The organism is Streptococcus sp. DTU_2020_1000888_1_SI_GRL_NUU_041A (assembly GCF_032387735.1).
GTDB classification, from domain to species: Bacteria; Bacillota; Bacilli; order Lactobacillales; family Streptococcaceae; genus Streptococcus; species Streptococcus sanguinis.
Map to the genome: position 1 here is coordinate 2,108,831 of NZ_CP135591.1, position 21,945 is coordinate 2,130,775.

18 protein-coding genes are annotated in these 21,945 nt (G+C 44.1%); 5 read left to right on the plus strand and 13 right to left on the minus strand.

What is annotated here, in order from left to right:
• The first annotated feature begins 94 nt into the window (after window positions 1-94).
• A complete protein-coding gene (locus RSK81_RS10415; RefSeq protein ID WP_004189920.1) occupies window positions 95-916 on the plus strand; it encodes a PrsW family intramembrane metalloprotease in 822 nt (273 codons plus the stop codon).
• Window positions 917-991: 75 nt separating this feature from the next.
• Here the strand turns inward: RSK81_RS10415 and RSK81_RS10420 are convergent, their stop codons facing one another.
• Together RSK81_RS10420 and RSK81_RS10425 are read right to left on the minus strand one after the other, a co-directional pair.
• Window positions 992-1,426: an Imm63 family immunity protein gene (locus RSK81_RS10420; protein ID WP_002934566.1), complete on the minus strand. Its 435-nt coding sequence runs from the start codon at window positions 1,424-1,426 to the stop codon at window positions 992-994.
• Window positions 1,427-1,430: 4 nt separating this feature from the next.
• Window positions 1,431-3,872 carry a TNT domain-containing protein gene (locus RSK81_RS10425; protein WP_315687778.1) on the minus strand — a complete coding sequence of 814 codons (2,442 nt, stop codon included), beginning with the start codon at window positions 3,870-3,872 and terminating at the stop codon, window positions 1,431-1,433.
• 917 nt (window positions 3,873-4,789) lie between these two features.
• Between RSK81_RS10425 and RSK81_RS10430 the strand changes: the two genes are divergently transcribed.
• Genes RSK81_RS10430 through RSK81_RS10440 form a run of 3 tightly spaced genes read left to right on the plus strand, consistent with a single transcriptional unit; the run spans window position 4,790 to window position 7,201 of the window.
• On the plus strand, window positions 4,790-5,839 hold the full coding sequence (locus RSK81_RS10430; protein WP_315686734.1) for a bifunctional glycosyltransferase family 2/GtrA family protein: 1,050 nt from the start codon (window positions 4,790-4,792) through the stop codon (window positions 5,837-5,839).
• On the plus strand, window positions 5,836-6,747 hold the full coding sequence (locus tag RSK81_RS10435) for a phosphodiester glycosidase family protein (protein ID WP_002901413.1): 912 nt from the start codon (window positions 5,836-5,838) through the stop codon (window positions 6,745-6,747). The genes RSK81_RS10430 and RSK81_RS10435 overlap by 4 nt, the downstream gene beginning before the upstream one ends.
• Window positions 6,728-7,201 carry a hypothetical protein gene (locus RSK81_RS10440; RefSeq protein WP_061589407.1) on the plus strand — a complete coding sequence of 158 codons (474 nt, stop codon included), beginning with the start codon at window positions 6,728-6,730 and terminating at the stop codon, window positions 7,199-7,201. The genes RSK81_RS10435 and RSK81_RS10440 overlap by 20 nt, the downstream gene beginning before the upstream one ends.
• A gap of 82 nt (window positions 7,202-7,283) precedes the next feature.
• Here the strand turns inward: RSK81_RS10440 and RSK81_RS10445 are convergent, their stop codons facing one another.
• The 11 genes from RSK81_RS10445 to RSK81_RS10495 form a co-directional block, all read right to left on the minus strand.
• On the minus strand, window positions 7,284-7,886 hold the full coding sequence (locus RSK81_RS10445; RefSeq protein ID WP_315686735.1) for a histidine phosphatase family protein: 603 nt from the start codon (window positions 7,884-7,886) through the stop codon (window positions 7,284-7,286).
• Window positions 7,883-8,479: a histidine phosphatase family protein gene (locus RSK81_RS10450; protein WP_315686737.1), complete on the minus strand. Its 597-nt coding sequence runs from the start codon at window positions 8,477-8,479 to the stop codon at window positions 7,883-7,885. Before RSK81_RS10450 ends, RSK81_RS10445 begins: the two co-directional genes overlap by 4 nt.
• Window positions 8,480-8,490: 11 nt before the next feature.
• A complete protein-coding gene (locus tag RSK81_RS10455) occupies window positions 8,491-9,333 on the minus strand; it encodes an HAD family hydrolase (protein ID WP_162065277.1) in 843 nt (280 codons plus the stop codon).
• A 263-nt stretch (window positions 9,334-9,596) separates the two neighbouring features.
• The gene (locus RSK81_RS10460; RefSeq protein WP_125410741.1) at window positions 9,597-11,834 is read right to left on the minus strand and encodes an alpha-galactosidase; all 2,238 of its coding nucleotides are present in this window, start codon (window positions 11,832-11,834) and stop codon (window positions 9,597-9,599) included.
• Window positions 11,835-11,942: 108 nt separating this feature from the next.
• A complete protein-coding gene (locus tag RSK81_RS10465; RefSeq protein ID WP_185767989.1) occupies window positions 11,943-12,887 on the minus strand; it encodes an AraC family transcriptional regulator in 945 nt (314 codons plus the stop codon).
• Window position 12,888: 1 nt separating this feature from the next.
• Window positions 12,889-13,767, minus strand: a complete 879-nt coding sequence (gene metF, locus RSK81_RS10470; RefSeq protein ID WP_002896521.1) for a methylenetetrahydrofolate reductase [NAD(P)H] — start codon at window positions 13,765-13,767, stop codon at window positions 12,889-12,891.
• Window positions 13,768-13,904: 137 nt separating this feature from the next.
• Window positions 13,905-16,157, minus strand: coding sequence for a 5-methyltetrahydropteroyltriglutamate--homocysteine S-methyltransferase (gene metE, locus RSK81_RS10475; protein WP_125410743.1), 2,253 nt, complete (start codon window positions 16,155-16,157; stop codon window positions 13,905-13,907).
• Between the two features lie 527 nt (window positions 16,158-16,684).
• Window positions 16,685-17,311 carry a type 1 glutamine amidotransferase family protein gene (locus RSK81_RS10480; RefSeq protein WP_124764492.1) on the minus strand — a complete coding sequence of 209 codons (627 nt, stop codon included), beginning with the start codon at window positions 17,309-17,311 and terminating at the stop codon, window positions 16,685-16,687.
• 100 nt (window positions 17,312-17,411) lie between these two features.
• The gene (locus RSK81_RS10485; protein WP_124764490.1) at window positions 17,412-18,374 is read right to left on the minus strand and encodes a helix-turn-helix transcriptional regulator; all 963 of its coding nucleotides are present in this window, start codon (window positions 18,372-18,374) and stop codon (window positions 17,412-17,414) included.
• 152 nt (window positions 18,375-18,526) lie between these two features.
• Entirely contained in the window at window positions 18,527-19,621 is a 1,095-nt protein-coding gene (locus tag RSK81_RS10490) for an AI-2E family transporter (protein ID WP_125410744.1), read from the minus strand.
• 88 nt (window positions 19,622-19,709) lie between these two features.
• Window positions 19,710-20,081 carry a hypothetical protein gene (locus tag RSK81_RS10495; protein ID WP_002901428.1) on the minus strand — a complete coding sequence of 124 codons (372 nt, stop codon included), beginning with the start codon at window positions 20,079-20,081 and terminating at the stop codon, window positions 19,710-19,712.
• Between the two features lie 132 nt (window positions 20,082-20,213).
• On the opposite strand from RSK81_RS10495, the gene pabB reads away from it, so the two are divergent.
• Complete coding sequence (gene pabB, locus RSK81_RS10500) at window positions 20,214-21,944, plus strand: aminodeoxychorismate synthase component I (RefSeq protein WP_125410745.1); 1,731 nt, start codon at window positions 20,214-20,216, stop codon at window positions 21,942-21,944.
• The last annotated feature ends 1 nt before the right edge of the window (window position 21,945 follow it).

Here is a 21,945-nt window from a genome sequence, read left to right on the forward strand (position 1 = left end):
ATTATACCAGCCCTTAATTTCCAGTTTTTAAATTGGTTTTATTTAGGATTTTTTTGTTATACTAGGATGAAAATAAAATTTTAGAAAGTTACTTATGAAGAAAAATATTGTTCTTTTCATTTTTCTCCTTCTGAGCGCGATTGGCTTAGAATACGAGACACAAGCCTATACTACTGGCAGTATGTCAGGTACTTCCTATGGGATTGTCGGACTGTCAGCCCTCTTGGCCCTGCTCTATATCATACCCGCCCTGCTCTTGATTCGTCAACTGGGTAAAAAATGGCAGACTCCTGCACTTAGCCTTGGGGTAGCTCTGCTAGGCGGCCTTTTCATTTCAGGCTGGACCTCTGGCTTGGCCAACACCTATATCCACGAGTGGGTCAGCACCAGCTTCCCAAACACCTTGCTCAGCGACCTAGAAAACGCCATCGCAGCTCCACTGGTTGAAGAACCGCTCAAGCTGTTAGCAGTTGCCTTCGCTGTCTATCTAGTCCCAGTCAAAAAGTTCAAATCCTTCTTGATGCTGGGGATTACAGCTGGCATGGGCTTTCAGATTAGCGAGGACTTCTCTTATATCCTCTCTGACCTGCCCGAAGGCTTCTCCTTCACTATCTCTGGTATCCTAGGCCGCATTACTGGCGGCGTCGCCTCTCACTGGCTCTACACCGCCCTGACCACTCTCGGTCTGGCTCTCATGCTGCGCTATGCCAAAACTCAGAAAAACTACTTCCGAGTGGGGCTCTTCTACTTCCTAGCAGCCTTTGTTCTCCACTTCTTCTGGAACTCACCGCTGACTGCTATCGAAACGGACATCCCAATCATCGTACCGGCTATGACCGCTGTGGCTGTCTTTATCTTTTACCAAGCTTACCGAACAGCCCATAAAATTGACCAAGAAGAATTGGAAGTGGAATAATGCAAAAAAACGACCGTTAGGGTCGTTTTTTTGATCTGAATGGCTATCTGATTAGATATATGATTATCCTAAGATTTATTTATAATGCTCGCTTTCGTACCATAAAGCATAAAGAGGATTAATTTTTTGCAGTAGCTCCTTTCCGTATCTATACCTCTTCCCCTGTGTCTCCCCAACTAATTGACTAACTTTATCAAATTCGTTTCTTTTAATTAATCTTTCTATTACATCCACATTTTTTTCATCAATCGCTTGTGAAGAAACAATCTCAATGATAATTTTTAAAATTTGATAAGCCACTTCGTCATCAGTTAGATTAGAAATCTCAGATGTAATTTTACCTCTTTCTGTAAAAATTAGATTATATTTTTCATTTCTATTTTCTATTATATTGATTCCTTCTGGAAAGTAAGGCGGTTTGTTTGAAAAATAGATTCCAAATTCTTCTAATTTTATATTTCCAATTTCGGAAATTCCATCTTCAATTTTGTTTTTTAATTTTGTTAACATAAAATCATTCCTTTTTTATTTTATGTAAGTAACCACCTTTTTCTAGTTCTCTCATCGGCAAATATGTATAATATTGAATACCCATACCAGGTTCATCAAACCAAGGTGCGACTAATCCTTCTCTTATTGGTATCTTTTTTAGAGAAATATAGTCTGAATCCGGTTGTAATTTCATAAAAGGAGGCAAAGCCTTTTCACCAAATGTTGCTCCTGCAGGAGAGAAATACCTTCCTGTTGGATTAGAACCAATCCTATTTATTCTGGTTCCTGGTAATATAACGGATTCTTTGTATTCACCATTCAAAAATCCATCTTTATGTATACTTCCATCAACTCTGCCCAAAGCACTTTCGGGAGTTCCTGGATAAATAGCGTTTCCGGTTAGCTGATTAAAATAATCTGGATTGTCAAATACTTTTTTGTTCTCAAGATAGAATTCAGGTTCAAGTAGTTGAGACCATTGGGTCAGCTTTGCTCTATCAGATGGCTCCAAGCCTTTATTCACATGACGATTCCATAGATCATAACGATGCGTATCAATCCTCTTTTCCCTGCCAATGTGAGGATAAAAATTAGAAGCCCTTCGAGCATTTGCGCTATCTGCTATGTTATTTAGTATTCTTTCAGTTCTAGCGTAAGTAGAGAAGTTAGAAGCATCTCGAGCCCTTGCGCTATCTGCTATGTTGTTTAAAACTTTTTCTGTTAAAGCAGACTGATGGCCTTTTTGCTCAAGTTTAGCAACTTCTGCAAATGGAGATTTCCTAGTCACCTCTGTAACCGATAAATCTTTAGCTGCCCTAACACCTGAAGTCATTTTAGTAACTCCTAGAGCAGAAGCTCCTTTAGTTAATAATTTAGCCCCCTTGGCTAGCACACCTGGACTAAATATACTATAATCTTCCTCAGCCTTACTACTATACTCAAGAGGTCTAGGAAAATTATATGGTGTGCTATCACGGAAACTTTGCAAAGCTCCTCGCTGTATGAATGGTAACTCTTCAGGTATTAAAGTCCAACCATCAATTATTGTTTTTCCAAGATTTATGCCCGTATTTGGTACATCTGCTACTGAGTTGACAACGCCTTTAAGTATGCCAGAAAGAGCTGCACCAGGGTTATCAGCCATCCTTTTAATAGCCGCTGAGCTACTGTCTAAAACCTCTCCTGAAGCAACACTTCCTCTCCCAACAATATATTTAACAAAATTCTCTTCACGCGCGCCATTATCCATAAGCTTCTCGCCAAATTCCCTGGCTCCATTAGAAATACTTTTAGAAACATGGGGAAGATTGTTCACTAAATTATTAATCCTATCAATTAGTCCCTTTCTATTTTGAAAGTCACTAACTCCCCCTGATACAGGCGAACTATTCTTTGGAATGTAGCTCTTTGCCCCTATCCTATATGGAATGACGGTTTGAACCTTATTCCCCTTATTGAGATTGAACAATGGACTAATATAAAGAGGACTATAATTAGATGATTGACTTTTCTGTGTTGCTTGTTGGGTCAGATGCGTGTAATTTTGTTTCGCTTGGTCTTGGGAAAGATTTCTAGCTTCGGTTCGAGTTTGTCTTACTTGAGAAGCTCTGTTTTGTCTTTCTTGAGCTCGCGCCAAGGCCTTAGCTTCTTCTTGAGCCTGACGGAAAGTATCAATTTTATTTTCTGCCGACTGGATTTTGTTAAATCCTTTGGCTAACGCACTGATTTCTTCTGATGTATAGTTAGATAAATCTACATTGACCTTATCGCCAGGTGTCAGATTAATACGGTTTTGTTTATTATTGATGTTCAGCTTATTCTGCCCATGCAAATCCTGAAGAGCCAGCATAGAAGCTGCTGCAGCTTTTTCCTTATCATCTGGATAATGGAGATTGCCGATTTTGGCTAAGCTATCACCTTTCTTGATCTGATAGTCATTACTTGCGGATTGATTAAATAGAGGCTGACTTTCTTTACTATTTGCAAGATCCAACAAGTCTTGATAAGCCGATGTAGGCTGACCTTGGCTATCGGTGAGAGTAGACTGACCATAAGGAGTAAAATCTAACTTTCCCTTTTTATTTGAGGAAGTTGAGCTTAAACTATACTCTGGAGTTGTGGTAGCCGACGTTTCAGAATTATTCAGACCATAACCATAGTCTTTCAACGCTTTAATAAACTGATTTCTATGTTCTTCTGACAAGGAATCTAAAGCTGTTTCAACTTCCGGTGAGACAGCTAAGTTATAGCGACTACTTCCTGTACTTGATTTTTGAGCTCCGGTATTGGCAGACTCCAAGGCCTTTTCGGTAAAATCTACTGCATCCAAAGCGTCTGTAGTAGATTGATCCACTTTAGAATCAGCCATTTTCAAGGCATCATCTTTACCTTTTTTAGCAAGACTGTCTGTCGTTACAGTATCATCTTTCCCAGCAATCGCCTTATAATCAACAGAATCCGCCAAGCTGTCTGAAGCACTTACAGATGAATCGCTGATTGGTTTGTAATCGCTAGGTTTGATATTGCTAGCGTCCTCGCTTACTGATGGTGTATTAATTGGACGATAGTCGCTCGAACTAACACTGCTGGCACTTTCACTTGTCGACGATGTGCTAATCGGACGGTAGTCGCTCGAACTGACATTGCTGATACTTTCGCTTACCGACGGTGTACTAATTGGCTGATAGTCGCTCGAACTAACGTTGCTGACACTTTCGCTTACCGATGGTGTGCTAATCGGACGATAGTCGCTCGAACTAACGTTGCTGACACTTTCGCTTACCGACGGTGTACTAATCGGACGATAGTCACTTGAACTGATGTTGCTAGCACTTTCGCTTACCGACGGTGTACTAATCGGACGGTAGTCGCTCGAACTGATGTTGCTTAAGCTTGAACTAGAACTAGAATTAGAACTGATTGGCGCATAATCAGAGGCTGAAAAAGAACTTCCAAAACTAGAACTACTAAAACCTCCGCCAAAATCGAAAGCTTTTACCTCGTGAGGTTGAAAAGCCATCGCACTCAGTATGACAGCCGAAGCTATAACAACTTTACGAAATGATTTTTTCATAAGACAACCTTTCTATAATGTAATACCATTAATATTATAACGCATATTTCTTATACTGTTAATATTTTTGGTACAATGTTATAGTTTTTTAATAAAAAGTTGGAGTGTTTTCATATTTATTTTCCTAATTTTTAAGACTCATTTAAGATAGTTATGTATTATCCGGCTCCATCCCCACCAGCCTTTCTATCCTATTCTCCCCATGCTCTTTCCTTAAAGAAATGTTAACATTTTCTTAAAACTAACTTATATTAGGAATTTTTAAGCCGCAGTCTGTATACTTTCTACAAATCATCTAAGAAAGAGGTATGGATATGGATTACCTAGTGATTCCGGCCTATGAGCCTGATTATAATCTTATTAAGCTGATAAAAAAAATTCACCATAAGAGTGATTTTCATATCATTGTTATCGATGACGGCAGCTCATCTAAATGCCAGATAGTCTTTGAACAGGCGGAGCAGTACGCGACTGTGCTCCGTCATCAGGTCAATCAAGGCAAGGGGCAAGCGCTGAAAACTGCTTTTACCTTTATCCAAGCACTGAAAATATATGGAACGGTGGTAACAGCAGATGCGGATGGCCAGCACAAGGTCTGGGATGTTTTCCGCGTAGCGAGCAAGTCTTCTGAAAATCCCAATCGGCTGATTCTGGGAGCTCGCGCCTTTACTGGCAAGGTACCTCTGCGCAGCAGCTTCGGCAATAGTCTGACTCGGGCTCTTTTCAAGCTTCAGACTGGCGTGGATGTTTCCGATACTCAGACAGGCTTACGAGCCTTTACGACCAACATGATCCCATTTATGCTAAAGGTAGAGGGCCAGCGCTATGAGTATGAAATGAACATGCTCTTAGAAGCCAGCAAGGAATATCCAATTTTGGAAGTGCCCATTGAGACGGTCTATATCAATGACAATCAAGGCTCCCACTTCCGACCAATTCGGGATGGGCTCATGATTTATAAAAATATTTTCAAATTTGCCCTGACTTCTCTCAGCAGCTTTATCGTAGACTACATCGTCTATGCACTGGCTCTCTTGTTTTTAGCTGCTGCGCCGACCAGCCTGAGAATTCTTCTCGCAAATGGGATTGCCCGCGTAACCAGCTCAATCTTTAACTATTCGACCAATAAAAAGCTGGTCTTTAAGAACGACGACAGTATACTCAAGACAGGAACTGGCTATTTCAGCCTAGCTGTAGTGCTCTTTATCCTAGATACACTGCTGATTCGCCTCTTCTATGCTGTCTTTGGTCTCAACCTTCTGATTGTCAAAATCATCGTCGGCATCTTGCTCTTCACTGCCTCTTGGATGGTGCAAAAGAGATTTATTTTTAAGGAAAGGACACACACCGCATCATGAAATTTTTAAAGAAACGCTATGCCTACGCCTCCATTTTTGGGCTGCTTCTGACAGCTTCCTTCAGCTACTCCATGCTGAAAACCTTTGTCATCGCAGAGACCATTTCCACGGTTTCAAGTACGAGTTCGTCGTCCAATGCCGAGGCTGCCAGCAAGGCTGCGGAAACAGCAACTGTGACGGATACCAGCTATTCAGACGACAACATCTCGGTCACGCTAACTGAAAAGACCGTCAGCAACACCCAAGTCTACATCGCTGATGTAACCGTCAGCTCATCGGAATACCTGAAAACAGCCTTTGCCCAAAACACCTACGGAAACAATGTCACAGCAAAGACCTCGGAAACGGCTGCCAACAACAATGCTATCCTAGCAATTAACGGCGACTACTATGGAGCCAATACGACTGGCTATGTCATCCGCAATGGCGTCGTCTACCGCGATACCGTCCGAGAAGACTCCAGCAATGGTGATTTGGCTATTTACAAAGACGGCTCCTTCAAGATTATCTATGAAGATCAAGTCTCTGCCGATCAACTGGTCAAAGACGGCGTGGTCAATCTCCTGGCCTTCGGCCCATCTCTTGTAGAAAATGGCGAAATTGCCGTTGATACCAACTCCGAAGTCGGCCAGTCCATGTCTTCCAATCCTCGGACAGCTATCGGTATCATTGATGAAAACCACTACATCATCATCATCTCAGACGGTCGAACCTCAGAAAGCGAGGGACTTTCCCTCTACCAGATGGCAGAAGTCATGAAATCTTACGGTGTCAAGACCGCCTATAACCTTGACGGCGGCGGTTCCTCTACACTTTACTTTAATGGTCAGGTCATTAACAAGCCTACAACCAACGGAAATACTATCTCAGAAAGGTCGGTGAGTGATATTGTCTACATCGGTTACTAATCCCAGCAAAAAACGTTTTAGAAAAACAGCCCTTATCTACACACTATTAACTATTTTCTTCTTTGCTTTCAGCAGAATCTATGAATCTTTCAGCTTCGGCGAAACATCTAGCCACATGCACTACCTCTTTGTCATTCCTCTGGTGGGTGGCATCCTCCTCCTGCTCTTCATGAAGGTCATCCCTAATCTCTCTCGGCTCAGCCTCAACCTCTGGAACTCAGCTGTAGCCATCATGACAGCCGGTATGCTCTTCCGTGGCATTGTCAATCTGTCTGGCCGCTCCACGACGCTAGATACTCCCTATTGGTATGTAGGAGCAGCCTTTGCGGCTCTGGCACTACTCTCCATGGTCTTTACTCGAAGTGAATGGAATAAAGAAATCCAGGCACAGCCAATATCCAGCAAAAAAGAAGATACAAGACTAAGTCGTCGTGAAACCTACAGTCAAGTATAAACCAAAAAACCTCAGAAAACCTGAGGTTTTTAATGTAGTGATAATCTTTCTGAACTCTCATTATGATGAATGCTCTGCTTCTTTATTCACACTCATGCACACTACCCGTCAGCGGATCCATGACTTCTGCCAGCTTAAAGTGTCCCTGCTCATATTGGTAATGGCAGATGGCGCAATTGCCAAAGCGTACCTTGGGGTCCAGGGCTTGAGCCGCAATCTTGAGATAGAAGACCCACATGGCACCGCCGTGACTAACAGCCAAGACTGGCTCTGCTCCTGCCTGCTCCATGACCTCAGTCAGAGTGACCAGCATGCGCTCACCGACTTGGTCCACACCTTCTCCACCATAAGGGACAAAAAGGTCTTCAAAAGAGGTGGCTCCTGGTCGAAATTTCGGCTGCAGGTGTTCGGGCTGGGCTTCAAAAAGGCCAAAGTTCCATTCTTTAATGCCTTTAAGGCGAGTATAGTCGGTTCGGCCAGAGACAAGTTCCAGAGTATCAGAAGCCCGCTCCTGGGTGGAGGAGTAGAGCTGACCAAAACGAATGCCCCGCTCTTGCAAATAAGCTCCTGCTTGCCGGGCTTGATCCTGCCCCAGTTCTGTCAAAGGAGAATCGCAAGCTCCCTGTACCAAGCCCTCTTGATTGAAAAAAGTCTGACCATGCCGCATCAAATATAAATCTTTCATTTTCCCTCCCATTCGCTAAAATCGTGGCCAATGGCCTCTTCTAGGTAAAATTGGTCATGTTCAAAAGTAAACTTCAAAATCCCGCAGTTGGTCATGTGACCTAGGTCATCCAGACGCCAGTTTTTCCGCCAAGCTCTGGCAAAATTGGCCATAGCTCCGCCATGGGAGACCATGAGTACAGACTGACCATCCGTCTCTTGCATGAGCTGAAGAATGGTCGTTGCCATACGCTCCTGCACCTGATCTTGTGATTCACCACCATAGGTTACAAAGAAATCTCCATAAGGCAGGGGTGGATTGAGGTCTTCGCTTTCCCCTTCAAAGGTGCCGAAGTTCCACTCCTTGAGTCCCTTGACACGTTTATAGGGAATCTTACCGTCTGTTACCAATTCCAAGGTATCACAGGCCCGCTCTTGAGTAGAACTATAAGCATCGTCAAAAGTAATTCCGGTATCCTTAAAATATTGCCCTGCCACCTTGGCCTGATAGATACCAAAATCGGTCAGAGGAGCATCACACCAGCCCTGCACCTTATGGCGTAGGTTGAAAAGCGTCTGGCCATGCCGCATCAGATAAAGAGTTTTTGCCATCATTCATTTCTCCTTTAGATGAGTCCTAACTTTTCAAAGGCCTTGTAGAGACCGTCTTGACTGACCGAGTCTGTCACCAGATCGGCCATGGCCTTGATTTCCGCTCCGCCATTTCCCATAGCAACGCCGACCTGACAATAGTCCAGCATAGGAATATCAACCTTGGCATCGCCAAAAGCCAGAGTATCTGCCTTATCAGCATGAAGATGCTTCAGCAGAACCTCAATAGCATGCGCCTTGGTAATGTCTTTGACTCCTAAATCACCAAAGAGAGCATGCTCGCCCTTGCCACCCCACGTACCTGCCTTGAGCTCAGGAAAAGCTGCCTTGGAATCCAGATGGTCTTGGTAGCTTCTGAGAATAAAGCTGACTTTGTTCAGGTCGTCCCGATAGAGCTCTCCTCCATAGACCAAGCCGTGAAGAGCTTCTTCAGCTTCCATATTTACTACTTTTTCTGGCTTGACACCTTTTCCAAGGACGTAGGTTCGAAGCACTGGTCGCGCTGCTTCGCGGAAGCCTTTGCTGGCAAAGAGACCGTTATTACTCTCCAGGTAAAACTCTAGCCCCCGCTCCTGAAGCCAGTCGACTAGCCTCTTAGCAACCTCTCGCGGAATCAGCTGGTGCAGAATAACCTGCCCCTTATGCTCCACATAAGAACCGTTGCCACCAATCATGCCATCAAAGCCAATATCCCAAATTTCCGGTGGCATCTCAGCCTTGCTGCGACCTGTACACACATAGACCAAATGGCCCTTTTCCCGTGCCTTGCGAATGGCGACCACAGCAGACTCCGGTATATGATTGTCATAGTCGATGATGGTACCGTCCACGTCCAGAAAGATGATTTTTCTCGTCATAAAACTTCCTCTTCCTCGCATTTGCCGAATGCTTTCTACTAATAATCCAAACTGGCAAATGCTTTCTTCATTTTTTACAAATTCTCCCATTCTGACCCAGCTCTATTTTATAAAAGCTTCACTCTATTATATACCTTTTTGAAAGCCTTTTCCTATAGAATTATCAGAGATAATGGTACTATCCTTTTTTTCTCAGAGGAAAAAGCAAGAAGGACAGCTTTTAATCAGCTTGTTCCTTCTGCTCTTTTTATTCCCCATCTTATCTACTCATCTTCTGCTTCAAATAGCCAGAGTTTAGAATCAAAGTCATAGCTCGGCTTTTGCTCAGAATCCTCCAGAAGCTGACCGCTGGAAGCGTCCGTGGTGACCAGCCCAACTCGCATAAGCTCGGCCCCAGTATAGGTACGCCCCTCTAGCCGATAGACCTTATCCGCAGCCAGTCCTTTCAGTTGCAAACGCTGATGAGAGCGATTGACTTGATTGAGGGCCTTGAAAGTGCCTAAAAGTGCAGTGTTCTGATCCTGACTGACAAGCATCCAAGCTGTCTGCCCATCTTCCTTAAATGGCGACTGCAGTCGATAAAAAGTTCCATTATGAATCAGCTCTCGATGGTGCTTGTAAAAAGCTATCTGTTCCCTGACTTCAGCCAATTCCTCTGGGTTTAGCTGATTAAGATCCAGCTCATAGCCAAAGGAACCGAAAAAGGCGACATTGCCCCGCGTCTTCAACGGAGTCAGACGGTTGGTCTGGTGATTGGGCACGATGGAGACATGAGCCCCCATGGACGAAAGCGGATAGAGAAGGCTGGTCCCGTACTGGATCTTCAAGCGCTCAATCGCATCCGAATCATCGCTGGTCCAAGCTTGAGGAGCATAGTAGATCATACCTGGATCAAAGCGGCCCCCACCTGAAGAGCAGGACTCAAATAACAAGCTCGGATAGCGATTAGTCAAACGCTCATATAAATTATAAACACCCAAGACATAGCGATGAAAAATCTCTCCTTGCTGATCGGCTGGCCAGGCAGCTGAGAAGACATCCGTCAGAGGGCGATTCATATCCCATTTGATATAATCCAGCTGCGCTTCCTCGATAACAGCTGACAGACGCTCAAATATCTCATCCACTACTTCTGGTCGAGAATAGTCCAAAACAAACTGGTTCCGACCATGGTGGGGCTGTCTATCTGGCACTGCAAGCAGCCAGTCAGGATGAGTTCGGTAGAGTTGGCTATCCTTATTGACCATTTCCGGCTCAAACCAAAGACCAAACTGCATGCCTAAACCGTGAATTCGCTCTGCTAAAGAGCCTAGCCCCTGCGGCAGCCTTTCTGGATTGACAAACCAATCCCCCAGTCCAGCGCGATCATTAGTCCGCTGGCCAAACCATCCGTCATCTAACACAAAGAGCTCCACTCCTACTTCCTGAGCCTTTTCAGCAAGTTCCAGCAGCTGATTCTCACTAAAGTCAAAATAGGTAGCTTCCCAGTTATTGATGAGAACAGGACGCGCTCGCTCGCGCCAGTAGCCCCTAGCTAGGCGTCGACGAAATAGCTGATGAAAGACTTGACTCATGCCGTTGAGGCCCCGCTCAGAATATACTAGCAGAGCTTCTGGACTGGTAAAGGACTGGCCTGCAGCCAGCTTCCACTCAAAACCAAAAGGATTGATAGCTAGCTGCAACCGGGTCACATCATAGGTATCCACCTCAGCCTGAATGAGAAAATTACCTGAATACACCAAGGCCGTTCCTAGTACTGGACCTGAAAATTCAGTCGTTTCCGGTCGCTTAAGAGCCACAAAAGGATTGTGGTGGGGACTGGAAATGCCGCGGGTTGACTCAATAGACTGAATCCCCTGCTGAAGCGGGCGCTCCTTGATATGGCGTTCCCGGGCCCATGCCCCTGATAACTGCAGCCAGTCATAATCAGCATCTGGCAGATCAAGCGACAGACTAGCTAGGGATTCCAAGTAGCAAGTTTCCCTGCCTTGATTAATCACTTTGCTGGAGCGAGTGATAACCGGCCAATCAGCAAAAATCGTATAAAACAGCTGAACTTCTACTTCTGTCACCTCATCTCGTAGGGTTAGAATAAGAGTCTTAGCCTCCGTTTGAGTCTCTGTATAAGTAGCGGGCAGCCCCTCTAAAGCAGGCTTACCATCTACTATCTGATGACTGACATAGACAAAATCAGTAATACGCGAGCCATTTTCCTGCCGCAGACAGATAGCGGGATGACGAAAATCTGTCGTGCCGTATTCTGGAAATTCCTGCCGCACATGCTCCAAAGAATAGCGTAAATCTCCTTCTTTCCGATAGGTCGTCATGGGCCGATGCTGCAGCTCCACCAAATAAGAATAATCCCGCTCTGGTACCACCGCTCCGTAGTAAAGCTGCAAGAGTTTACCATCCTCATAAACCCGAAAGATATAAGAAATCTCACCGTTAGTCAGATGAAATTGCCTGCACTCTTCGTTAAACCAAATACTCGCCTTATTCATGGTCTTCTCCTTTCACAGTCTGCAGTCAAACTTCCACTTTCATTATAAAAAAGGCCACCCCTTTTGGTAAGCCTTTCTTTCTAGTATTATTTATCCAAATGTGACTTTTTACAGCTCCTGTCCCAGATGAGAGCTAGCCTTGCGAAAATTCAAGGGCGACTGGCCACGCGCCTTCTTGAAGGCTTTTGAAAAGCTCTGTGTTCCGGCAAAGCCTGTCTTATTGGCAATCTCTTCCACCGAAAGCTGGCTGCCCGTCAGCAAATCAGCTGCCATATTGAGTCGCAAATCATTGCTGTACTCCTTGATCCCCTTGCCTACTTCATCCTTGAAAAGCCGAGATAGGTAGGAAGGGTGCAGCGCCAATTTCTGCGCCAACTCCTGCACAGATAAACTTTCTGGCAGATGACTGCTCAGTAGTTCCAAGACCTGCTGGACATAAGGATTGATCCGACGGCTTTCCGTGATTAAAGAGGTCTGCTTGAGACGCTGGGACAAGAGTTCTAAAAAGCGATAAACTTGCCTTTGCAGAGCTAGTTCAGCTGTTATTCCGCTGCCCTCATAGGCCAAACCTTCAAAGACCAAGGCCTTAAATTCCTGCAAAGAAGTCAGCTCAAAAGACCACTGGCCAGACTGTAAGCCCAGAGCCTGCAGATAAGGAGGCAAGAGATGCCCACCCAGTCCCATCCAGACATAAGACCAAGGCTCTTCTCCATCAGCCTGATAAAAGACCGATTGACCCGGTGGCACCACAAAGCCCTGCCCTTCCTGCAAATCATAGCGCTGATTGCCCACGGAGTATGTCCCCCGTCCCTTCAGTACGATGTGAATGACATAAACATCCCGGACAGCCGGCCCAAAGCTATGATGGGCTTCCGTTTTTGAATAACCACAGAAGGCAAAAAAACAATCTTCTTGGCCAAACTGCATAGACTTAACCAAGGTCAGTGAATGCTCCATCAGCCCCTCCTTAGATTTGGATAAAACTTTTACCCTTATTATAAAACAAAAACCACTAAACAGCAACTGAATCTGATTAGTGGTTTCTTCATTCATCTTAAAAAGATTGGACGGATGGGTTATGATTAAAGAGAGCATGGGTAGCCTTATAGATATGATAGGCTGTTGCAGCGTTATTCATAGTATAAAGGTGTATGCCCGCCACATCCTGAGTCACCAAGTCAACAATTTGATCCACAGCATAAGCCAGACCAGCTGCTCTCAGAGACTCTGGGTCATGTTCGTATTTATCCAGAATAGCCCGGAATTTTCTTGGCAGCTTGATATTCTCACAGGTCTTGAGCAGGCGCAGAGCCTGATTGCGATTGAGAATCGGCATAATCCCAGCATGGATTGGCACTTCAATACCCGCTAAAATACACTTGTCCTGAAAATCATAAAAGCGCTCATTATCAAAGAAAAGCTGGGTCACCAGACTAGAACAGCCAGCATCCACCTTTTTCTTCAGATTTTGAATATCCGAAATCTGATTTGGCGAATCCGGATGGCCCTCCGGATAGCAGGCTCCGATGATGTCAAAGTGCGGTGCTTCTGTCTTGATGTATTCTATCAAGTCAGTCGCATAGGTAAAATCATCCTTAGGCGCCACATCTGGAAAAATATCCCCTCGCAAAGCTAAAATCTGATGGACACCAACCCGATCTAGAGACTGCAAAATATTGGACACCATGTCCTTGGTCAGATAAACCGCGGGTAGGTGAGCAATCGTCGGTATCTTGAGGTCGTTGGCGATGAACTCAGTCAAACGAACCGTCGTCTCCTCAATGTCAAACTTATTATTGCTGGCCGTCACACTGATAAAGTGAGGAGCCAAATCTTGCATCTCTCTCAATGCCTGAAAAATCTTATCATTGCCTACTGCCGGATTGGGAGGAAATACTTCAAATGAGAGACTAGGTGTATGACGACGAACCATATAACAAAAAGTTCCTTTCAATGATGGTAGTGATAGCTGAGGACAATCCTAGGAGAACAACTTCTGCAGGATTGTCAGCTCTGCTTCAATTTTGGTATGTTCCTCCATCAAGATCAACTTTTGAGGTTCTAGGAGGATTATTTCAAGTGTTTTCTAGCTGCTTTGGCTGCTTCTACTAAGCGCACCAAGCTAGCCTTGGTTTCTGGGATACCACGAGTTTTAAGACCACAGTCAGGGTTGATCCAGACCTTGCTGCTTGGCACCTTAGCCAAGATAGCTTCGATCGTGTGGTCGATTTCCCCTTCATTTGGCACGCGCGGTGAGTGGATATCGTAAACTCCAGGTCCTACTTCTGTCTGGAAGTTCTTAGCCTTGAGCTCATCCAGGATTTCCAAGTTAGAGCGGCTAGCTTCAAAGGAAATCACGTCCGCATCCATGTTGTCAATAGCTGGGATGATATCGGTAAATTCTGAGTAACACATGTGAGTATGGATTTGCGTATCAGGCGCTACTGTTGAGTGTACCAAACGGAAGGCTGGAATTGCCCAGTCAAGGTAGTCTTCGTACCAGTCACTGCGACGGAGTGGCAATTTCTCACGAAGAGCAGCCTCGTCGATTTGGATAATCTTAACACCAGCAGCTTCAAGGTCAAGAACTTCATCCTTGATAGCGAGAGCGATTTGAAGCGTAGAATCCTTGATAGAGATGTCTTCACGCGGGAAGGACCAGTTGAGGATGGTAACAGGTCCAGTCAGCATACCTTTGACAGGTTTGTCAGTACGGCTTTGTGCGTAGCTAGACCATTTGACAGTGATTGGGTTGAGACGAGTCACATCACCCCAGATGATTGGTGGTTTAACCCCACGCATACCGTATGATTGTACCCAACCATTCTTAGAGAAGAGGTAACCTGACAAGTTTTGACCGAAGTACTCAACCATGTCATTACGCTCGAACTCACCGTGCACCAGCACGTCAAAGCCAACTTCTTCTTGCCACTTGATCCATTCATCAATTTGCTCAGCCAAGAACTTGTCATAGTCTTCTGCTGACAGCTCACCCTTACGGAAGGCCAAGCGTTTGGCACGAACTTCCTTAGTTTGAGGGAAGGATCCAATTGTCGTAGTTGGCAACGGTGGCAGATTGAGTGTCTTGTGTTGGATTTCCTCACGCTCTGCAAAGGCTGGCAAACGAGTGTAGTCAGCGTCTGTCAAGCCAGCGATACGAGCACGAAGTTCCGCATTTTCACCCACACGTTCAGTCGCAAAGAGTTCTTTGTTGGCAGCAAGTGCTTTTGCACCGCCGCCATTGCGGATAGCATCCAAGTCACGGATTTCATCCAATTTTTCCACCGCAAAGGCAAAGTGGTTCAAGATTGCTGGTTCAAAATCTTCATTAGCAGTTGTAAATGGCACATGGAGCAGCGAACATGAGCTTGTCAAGACGATGTTTTCAGCTGGGATTTGCTCAAGCACTGCCAAGCTCTTTTCGTAGTTGTTACGCCAAATGTTCTTACCATTGACAATCCCTGCATAAAGAGTCTTATCAGCTGGGAAGCCACCTTTGACAAGTTCAAGTGTTTTCTTGCCTTCGACAAAGTCCAGACCAATCGCATCTACTGGCAGCTCTACAAGGTCTGCATAGATGTCACGAACATCACCAAAGTAGGTTTGAACCAAGACTTCCAAGCCTTTCTTATCCGCCAGAAGTTTCTTATAAAGATCTAAAAAGAGAGCTTTTTCTTCTGCTGACAGATCCTTGACCAGACTTGGCTCATCCAGCTGGATACGCTCTGCGCCCAGCTCTGCTAATTTTGCAAAAACTTCTTGATAAGCTGCAGCTAGTGCATCTACAAATTCAGCCGGAGCCACACCGTCTTCAAAGTCAGATACTTGCAGGAGAGTGAATGGGCCAACCACAACTGGACGGGTTACCAAGCCCAACTCTTTAGCTTCTGCAAATTCATCAAAAATCTTATGCCCAGCCAGCTTGACTTGGGTTTCTTTTTCAAATTTAGGAACGATATAATGGTAATTGGTGTTGAACCATTTCTTCATCGGAAGGGCGCGGACATCTCCTTTTTCACCCTGATAGCCACGGGCCAAGGCAAAATAACGCTCCAAGTCAGTCAGCTCCAAGCCTTGCACAGATGATGGTACTACGTTAAAGAGAAAGGCCGCATCCAGCACATTGTCATAGTGAGAGAAGTCATTTGACGGGATTTCTGAAATTCCTTTTTCCTTAACAATATTCCAGTGCTTAGCGCGCAGCTCCTTAGCTGCAGCCAGAAGCTCTTCTGCTGAGATTTCATGTCTAAAGTATTTTTCAGTTGTAAATTTCAATTCGCGGAATTCACCCAAACGTGGGAAACCAATAATAGTCGTTGACATAAACGTCCTCCAAAATTTTTCTTGATTTTATCTTATCAGAAAATCCCCCCTCTGTATAATTGGAATTTTCCAGAGTTTGATATAGTTTAAAACTATATCCTTACTCTCTTGAAAGCCAAGTCACCTTATTTTTCAACTGCCATTGACTAAAATTATTGTTTGCTATAGCTAGAACTTATGAGCTCAGAAAAAGAAAACCAGCGAGAATAAAATCTCGTTGGTTTCTTCAATTGCTTGTCTTGATTATTCTACTTGGTAATACAAGTTTTCAAATCCTTATTGATTCTGGCTAATACTATCAAGGTAATTTTGTAATAAGGAACACTCTACAGTTGTTTGCTTTAAATGAATCAGATTCACCGTAAGAGTTCCAAAGGTTAATGGATTCTTCCTTTAGAATCCTTAATGATTATCAGAGAATTATAAACATAAATAGATACCTTTTTTGGGAAGACATTCTTTTCCAATAAAAACTATCCGAAGCGGAAGGTGGCTTATACTAATCATCTTACCAATTTTAAACTATTTTATTGAATTGAGTTCATCAAGTCAAAGAAATATTTTGATTCTTGGGTTTTATAAAGATTGTACCAGGAATTCAGAGTGTCCAGTAAGAATACATCTAAAATTTTCAATACATGAAAAGCAAATTGAAGGGGAGCTGTACCAGAAGCAGTAATCAAATTTCCATCAGTAACTACACATTCTTGCTTATAGTACTTTTCTCCATCATAGCTCGGGCAGAACATTTTAAGATATCCCAACTCATTGCTTGTATGAGCTCGTTGGTCCAATATACCTCCCCCAGCCAGTCCTATTGTAGCACCACAAATTGCCCCTACAACAATGCCTTTATCTAAATATTTTTCAGCCATTCTTATAATGGGAGTATGAATGGTTTCTGTCCATGTATTGCCTCCAGGTAAAATCAAAGCAGCAACATCGTCAATACTACACTCATTAAGTTCAATTTCTGGCAATATTTTTAGACCTCCCATTGTAGTAATAGGAGTCTTGGTAATTCCTACAGTTACTACTTTTAGGGGTAGCACCCCCTTTTTGTAGTACCTTCCTAAATTGATTTCAGGCATTAAATAACCTATTTCCCAATCCGCCATTGTATCAAATACATAAAGGTAAACTATATTCTTCATTTTCTATTCCTCCACATTAATCTTGTTGTTTCTGTTTATTTTACGACGGTCTCAACTACCATCTGAAACCATTATATATTACATTCACTGACAAATTCGGTCAGTGAAGATAATGTGACATCAAATCTTTAAGAATTACTGCCATGGAATCTTTAAAACTATTTGGTTCAACAACCTTGATTGATTTACCATATGGAAGTAGAATATTAGGAACATATGTATGGATTGAACTTTCATCCATTAAAAAATTAGCTCTACAGTCAGATCTTTGTATCAGATGATACGATAAAAACCAATGTGAGCAAAGATCATTTAGTGCTTCTGATGAGCCCTCAATTACTAAAGTGCAAAGTCCTACTTTGCACTCCACATCGGATAATAAGTTTTTTATAAAAAACTCACGCGCCGAAAAATCTTTCGGACGCTTAAATGAATTTTTAGCTCTTATAATATTAACTATTCTATCTATCCTGAAACTACGAATTTCATTCCTAAGATGGCAAAACGCAATAGTATACCATTTTTCATTCCAGTAAAGCATACCATAGGGGTCAACAACCCTATGTGTAGCATGACCTTCATAACCTGTACAGTATTCAATTTCCATAGACCATTCATTAGCAACAGCTTCCTCAAGTTCCATTAATATAGGTTTGACAGCTGGATCACAAATACGGCTTACTACTTCAAATCCCACTAAATGACGATTAAGAACTTTTTCCTGTTCTTCGTTCATGAACATCTTTAACTTTGATGTCGCACTATTTAATGCTTCTACAAAAGGATACCCTGCTTCCATTGCAATAGTAGCAGCATGCAAAAGTGATTTTTTCTCTTCAGTATCAAAAAATAGTGGTGTTCGGATAAAATTTTCAAGCAAACTATATCCGCCATTATGACCTGGCTCCGATATTATCGGCACTCCACTAACACATAATGCATCTATATAGCGATAAACTGTCCTTATGTTTATTTCTAGCCTTTCGGATATTTGCTTTGCAGTTATTTTTGTCCCTGAACTCAACATCCATAAAATAGCTAACATATTATCATTTTTTGACATAATGCGGACCACTCTCTTAGATTCTTAATTAGTATCATTTATTTATAAATGTAAGGCACTTTCTAGCCAATACACATTTTTGTCATATTTAAATTAGCATCTTTAACACCCTTCTTTGCTAAAGGGAATCAATAGGGACGCTTCTTTTTTCTTCACCTACTTGTGTCCCCTTCGGCTTTCTCCTTCTCCTCAACAAACTCTCTGACTAAGCGGTAGATAACTGCGAAGATAGGGGTGAAGAAAATCATACCGACCAGGCCAAAGAGGTTCCCCCCAATCAGGGCTGCGGCTAGGGTAAAGAGAGTTGGGAGACCCACGGACTGGCCTACCACGCGCGGATAGATAATGTTGCCCTCAATCAGCTGCACCAGCTGAAAGACTGCAATCGAGAGAAGAGCTTTCCAAGGGCTGTCAGTGAAGATAAAGATAGCTCCCAGAGCACAAGCTGAGAAAGGACCAATGTAGGGAATGAAAGAGAGCACTCCAGCCAGAACTCCTGTCAAGGCCGCATAAGGCAGGCCTGTCAGTGAGTAGGCGATAAAGACTAAAACACCGACAATGACAGCCTCAATCATCTGCCCCATCAGAAACTTATCATAGGTCTCAACAATGACAGAACCGACATAGGATAGGCGTTTGACAGCCTTCTCAGGAAGTGAAACCTGCAGAAGACGGCTCGTAATCGTCTGCAAATGCTCCTTGCTGCTCAAGAAGGCAAACATGAGAAAGATTGACATGATGACAGAGAAGAAGTTGCCAAAGATAGCAGAGATATTGCCCGTTAGGCTGCCCAGAAGAGAGATGGCTCGGTTGACAATGTCACTATTTTGCAGCTGCTTGGTCAAATCTTTCAGCTGGCTAGAGGAAAGCAAACCAGACTGCTGCAACCACTTAGCTACCTGAGGTGCTACCTTGCCGATTGTCGCACTCAGCTGATTGACCGCTGTGGTCAAAGTGGGCACGACGATGGAGACAATCCCTGTCATAATGAGAGCTAAAATCAGCACCTCTAAAACTAAGGCCAAACCGCGCTGCAACTTCTGAGGGACTCGGCATTTGTCCAAGAGGTCTTCCAGCTTTTTCATCGGAACATTAAAGATGAAGGCTAGGACTCCACCCAATATAATGGGTGAAAAAACCGAAGTTAGACTCTGCAGACCAGACCAGATGTTCCCGATATAGAGAACCAGAGCCAGAGCAAGCGCCGCAAAGACGATCAGTTTATAAGATTCATTTATTTTTTTCATAAGGCTTCCTTTTAAGGTTTTGTCATTTCCTTATTTTATCATAATTTCCGAGGGCTTTCGAGCAGGAGGAAGCATGGCAACACACAGGTCAGTCCGCTTTGTCATCGCTCTTGAATTTGGGTACATCTTGAAGATAAAAAATCCCCGATATGATAGCTAGAACGCCGGCCAAGTTCCCCAAAAATGGAATGATTCCTGCAAGAAAGGCGAAAAAGAGAAGCTTATGGCTCATCTTATTGACTCTTGGCTCTTCACTATAATGAGCCATTCCAGCCAGGGAAAGACAAAGAAACAGCAAGCTGATCAGTATGATCAGGACGCCCCAGTCAGACTTTTCGACCATTTTGGGAACTAAAGCAACTATTTCCCAGTGCCATCTCTGAGAAGAAGCGTAAAGGATGATGAGGCCTCCTAAAATTCCAGTAATTCCATTTACCAATAACAATTTCTTTGACTTCATAGCAATCTCATTCTTTCTTTTTTAAACATAGTATACCTAGCCACTTTCTAATCTGTCAACCTTTATAAAAGAATGACTGTCTCATCTGATAAATCCGTTTTCATTCATATTATCTTATGATAAAATAAGCTTATGCACAAGAAAACGATTATTGATTTTAAGCAGTTGGGTCAACGCCTAATTTTTACTCATCCTATCAAGGAACTGAAGACTCGTCGTCTTGACCAGGTAGAGGCGCTTTTGACAGAGGTTGAGGGCTGGCAGGAGAAAGGATACTATGCTGTCGGCTATGTCAGCTATGAAGCAGCTCCAGCTTTTGAGGAGAAATTTCAGGTCCATCCGGCTCCGCTCCAGAAAGAATACCTCCTCTACTTTACTATCCACGTTCAGGCCGAGGAGGCTGCCATTCCCTTGACCTATGAGGAAGTGGAAATGCCCGCAGCTTGGCGAGGGCTGACTTCTGAGCAAGAGTATGAAAAGGCCATCGAAACTATCCACCATCATATCCGTCAAGGCGATACCTATCAGGTCAACTACACGGTGCAGCTATACGCGGAGCTCAACCCTGAGGATAGCTTGGCTATTTACAACAGGCTGGTTGTTGAGCAAAATGCGGCCTACAATGCTTATGTAGAGCATGATGAGACCGCCATCTTGTCCATCAGTCCTGAACTCTTTTTTGAGGAGCACCGAGGTGAGCTGACAACCCGTCCTATGAAAGGCACGACCAATCGGGGACTGACCTTAGAGCAGGATAGAGAGCAGGCTGCATGGCTGGCTCAAGATGCTAAAAACCGAGCTGAAAATATGATGATTGTCGATTTACTCCGCAATGACATGAATCGCATTTCTCAGACGGGCAGTGAGCGGGTTGAGCATCTCTGTAGCGTCGAGCAATACTCTACAGTATGGCAGATGACCTCTACCATCAAAAGCCAGCTGCAGGAGAGAGTCGGGCTGGCAGAACTTTTCAAGGCGCTCTTTCCTTGCGGATCCATTACAGGTGCTCCTAAGATTTCGACCATGGCGATCATCAAGGCGACAGAAAAAGCTGCCCGCGGGGTCTACTGCGGTACAGTAGGTATCTGTCTGCCAGACCAGAGACGGATTTTTAACGTTGCCATCCGCACCATCCAGCTAGAGCGGAAAAAAGCTATCTACGGCGTTGGCGGCGGAATCACTTGGGACAGCACGTGGAAATCCGAATACATCGAAACCCAGCAAAAATCTGCCGTCCTCTATCGAAAGAATCCGCGATTCGACCTGATTTCTACAGGAAAAGTAACGAATGGAAAGCTGACCTTCCAAGACCAACACCTGCAAAGGCTGACAGAAGCAGCCAACTACTTCGCCTATCCTTTTGACCAAGACAGACTAGAGCAAGAGTTAGAAGAAAACTGCGCTCAGCTGGAAAAAGAACAGGATTACAGGCTGCGTATAGCTCTTAAAAAAGACGGCGGCATTGAGCTAGAAATGGCTCCTCTGTTGCCGCTGACGGCGACATTCAGAAAGGCAAAATTGGTCGAGCAAACAGCCAATCTAGCTCAGCCCTTTACCTATTTCAAGACCAGCCATCGGCCACATCTGACCTTGAAGCAGCAAGAACAGATTTACTACAATGCCCAAGGCCAGCTACTGGAAACCTCTATCGGCAATCTGCTGCTGGAGCTAGACGGCAAGCTCTACACGCCTCCAGCTGAACTAGGCCTGCTCAAGGGTATCTACCGCCAACAGCTACTGGATAAGGGTCAGGCTACTGAGAAAGTTTTAACGCTAGCTGACCTGGCTCAAGCAGAGAAAATCTACGCCTGCAATGCAGTCAGGGGACTGTACGAGCTGGAGATTGATAAAGGAGAGCTCTGAT

Bases quoted from the DNA above. Each gene is read 5' to 3' on its own strand.
- RSK81_RS10460 (WP_125410741.1), bottom strand. From the start codon at position 11,834: ATGAATAAGGCGAGTATTTGGTTTAACGAAGAGTGCAGGCAATTTCAT.
- RSK81_RS10420 (WP_002934566.1), bottom strand. From the start codon at position 1,426: ATGTTAACAAAATTAAAAAACAAAATTGAAGATGGAATTTCCGAAATT.
- RSK81_RS10430 (WP_315686734.1), top strand. From the start codon at position 4,790: ATGGATATGGATTACCTAGTGATTCCGGCCTATGAGCCTGATTATAAT.
- RSK81_RS10485 (WP_124764490.1), bottom strand. From the start codon at position 18,374: ATGTCAAAAAATGATAATATGTTAGCTATTTTATGGATGTTGAGTTCA.
- RSK81_RS10490 (WP_125410744.1), bottom strand. From the start codon at position 19,621: ATGAAAAAAATAAATGAATCTTATAAACTGATCGTCTTTGCGGCGCTT.
- pabB (WP_125410745.1), top strand. From the start codon at position 20,214: ATGCACAAGAAAACGATTATTGATTTTAAGCAGTTGGGTCAACGCCTA.
- RSK81_RS10455 (WP_162065277.1), bottom strand. From the start codon at position 9,333: ATGACGAGAAAAATCATCTTTCTGGACGTGGACGGTACCATCATCGAC.
- RSK81_RS10465 (WP_185767989.1), bottom strand. From the start codon at position 12,887: ATGAATGAAGAAACCACTAATCAGATTCAGTTGCTGTTTAGTGGTTTT.
- RSK81_RS10495 (WP_002901428.1), bottom strand. From the start codon at position 20,081: ATGAAGTCAAAGAAATTGTTATTGGTAAATGGAATTACTGGAATTTTA.
- RSK81_RS10450 (WP_315686737.1), bottom strand. From the start codon at position 8,479: ATGATGGCAAAAACTCTTTATCTGATGCGGCATGGCCAGACGCTTTTC.
- RSK81_RS10445 (WP_315686735.1), bottom strand. From the start codon at position 7,886: ATGAAAGATTTATATTTGATGCGGCATGGTCAGACTTTTTTCAATCAA.
- metE (WP_125410743.1), bottom strand. From the start codon at position 16,157: ATGTCAACGACTATTATTGGTTTCCCACGTTTGGGTGAATTCCGCGAA.
- RSK81_RS10480 (WP_124764492.1), bottom strand. From the start codon at position 17,311: ATGAAGAATATAGTTTACCTTTATGTATTTGATACAATGGCGGATTGG.
- RSK81_RS10415 (WP_004189920.1), top strand. From the start codon at position 95: ATGAAGAAAAATATTGTTCTTTTCATTTTTCTCCTTCTGAGCGCGATT.
- RSK81_RS10435 (WP_002901413.1), top strand. From the start codon at position 5,836: ATGAAATTTTTAAAGAAACGCTATGCCTACGCCTCCATTTTTGGGCTG.
- metF (WP_002896521.1), bottom strand. From the start codon at position 13,767: ATGGTTCGTCGTCATACACCTAGTCTCTCATTTGAAGTATTTCCTCCC.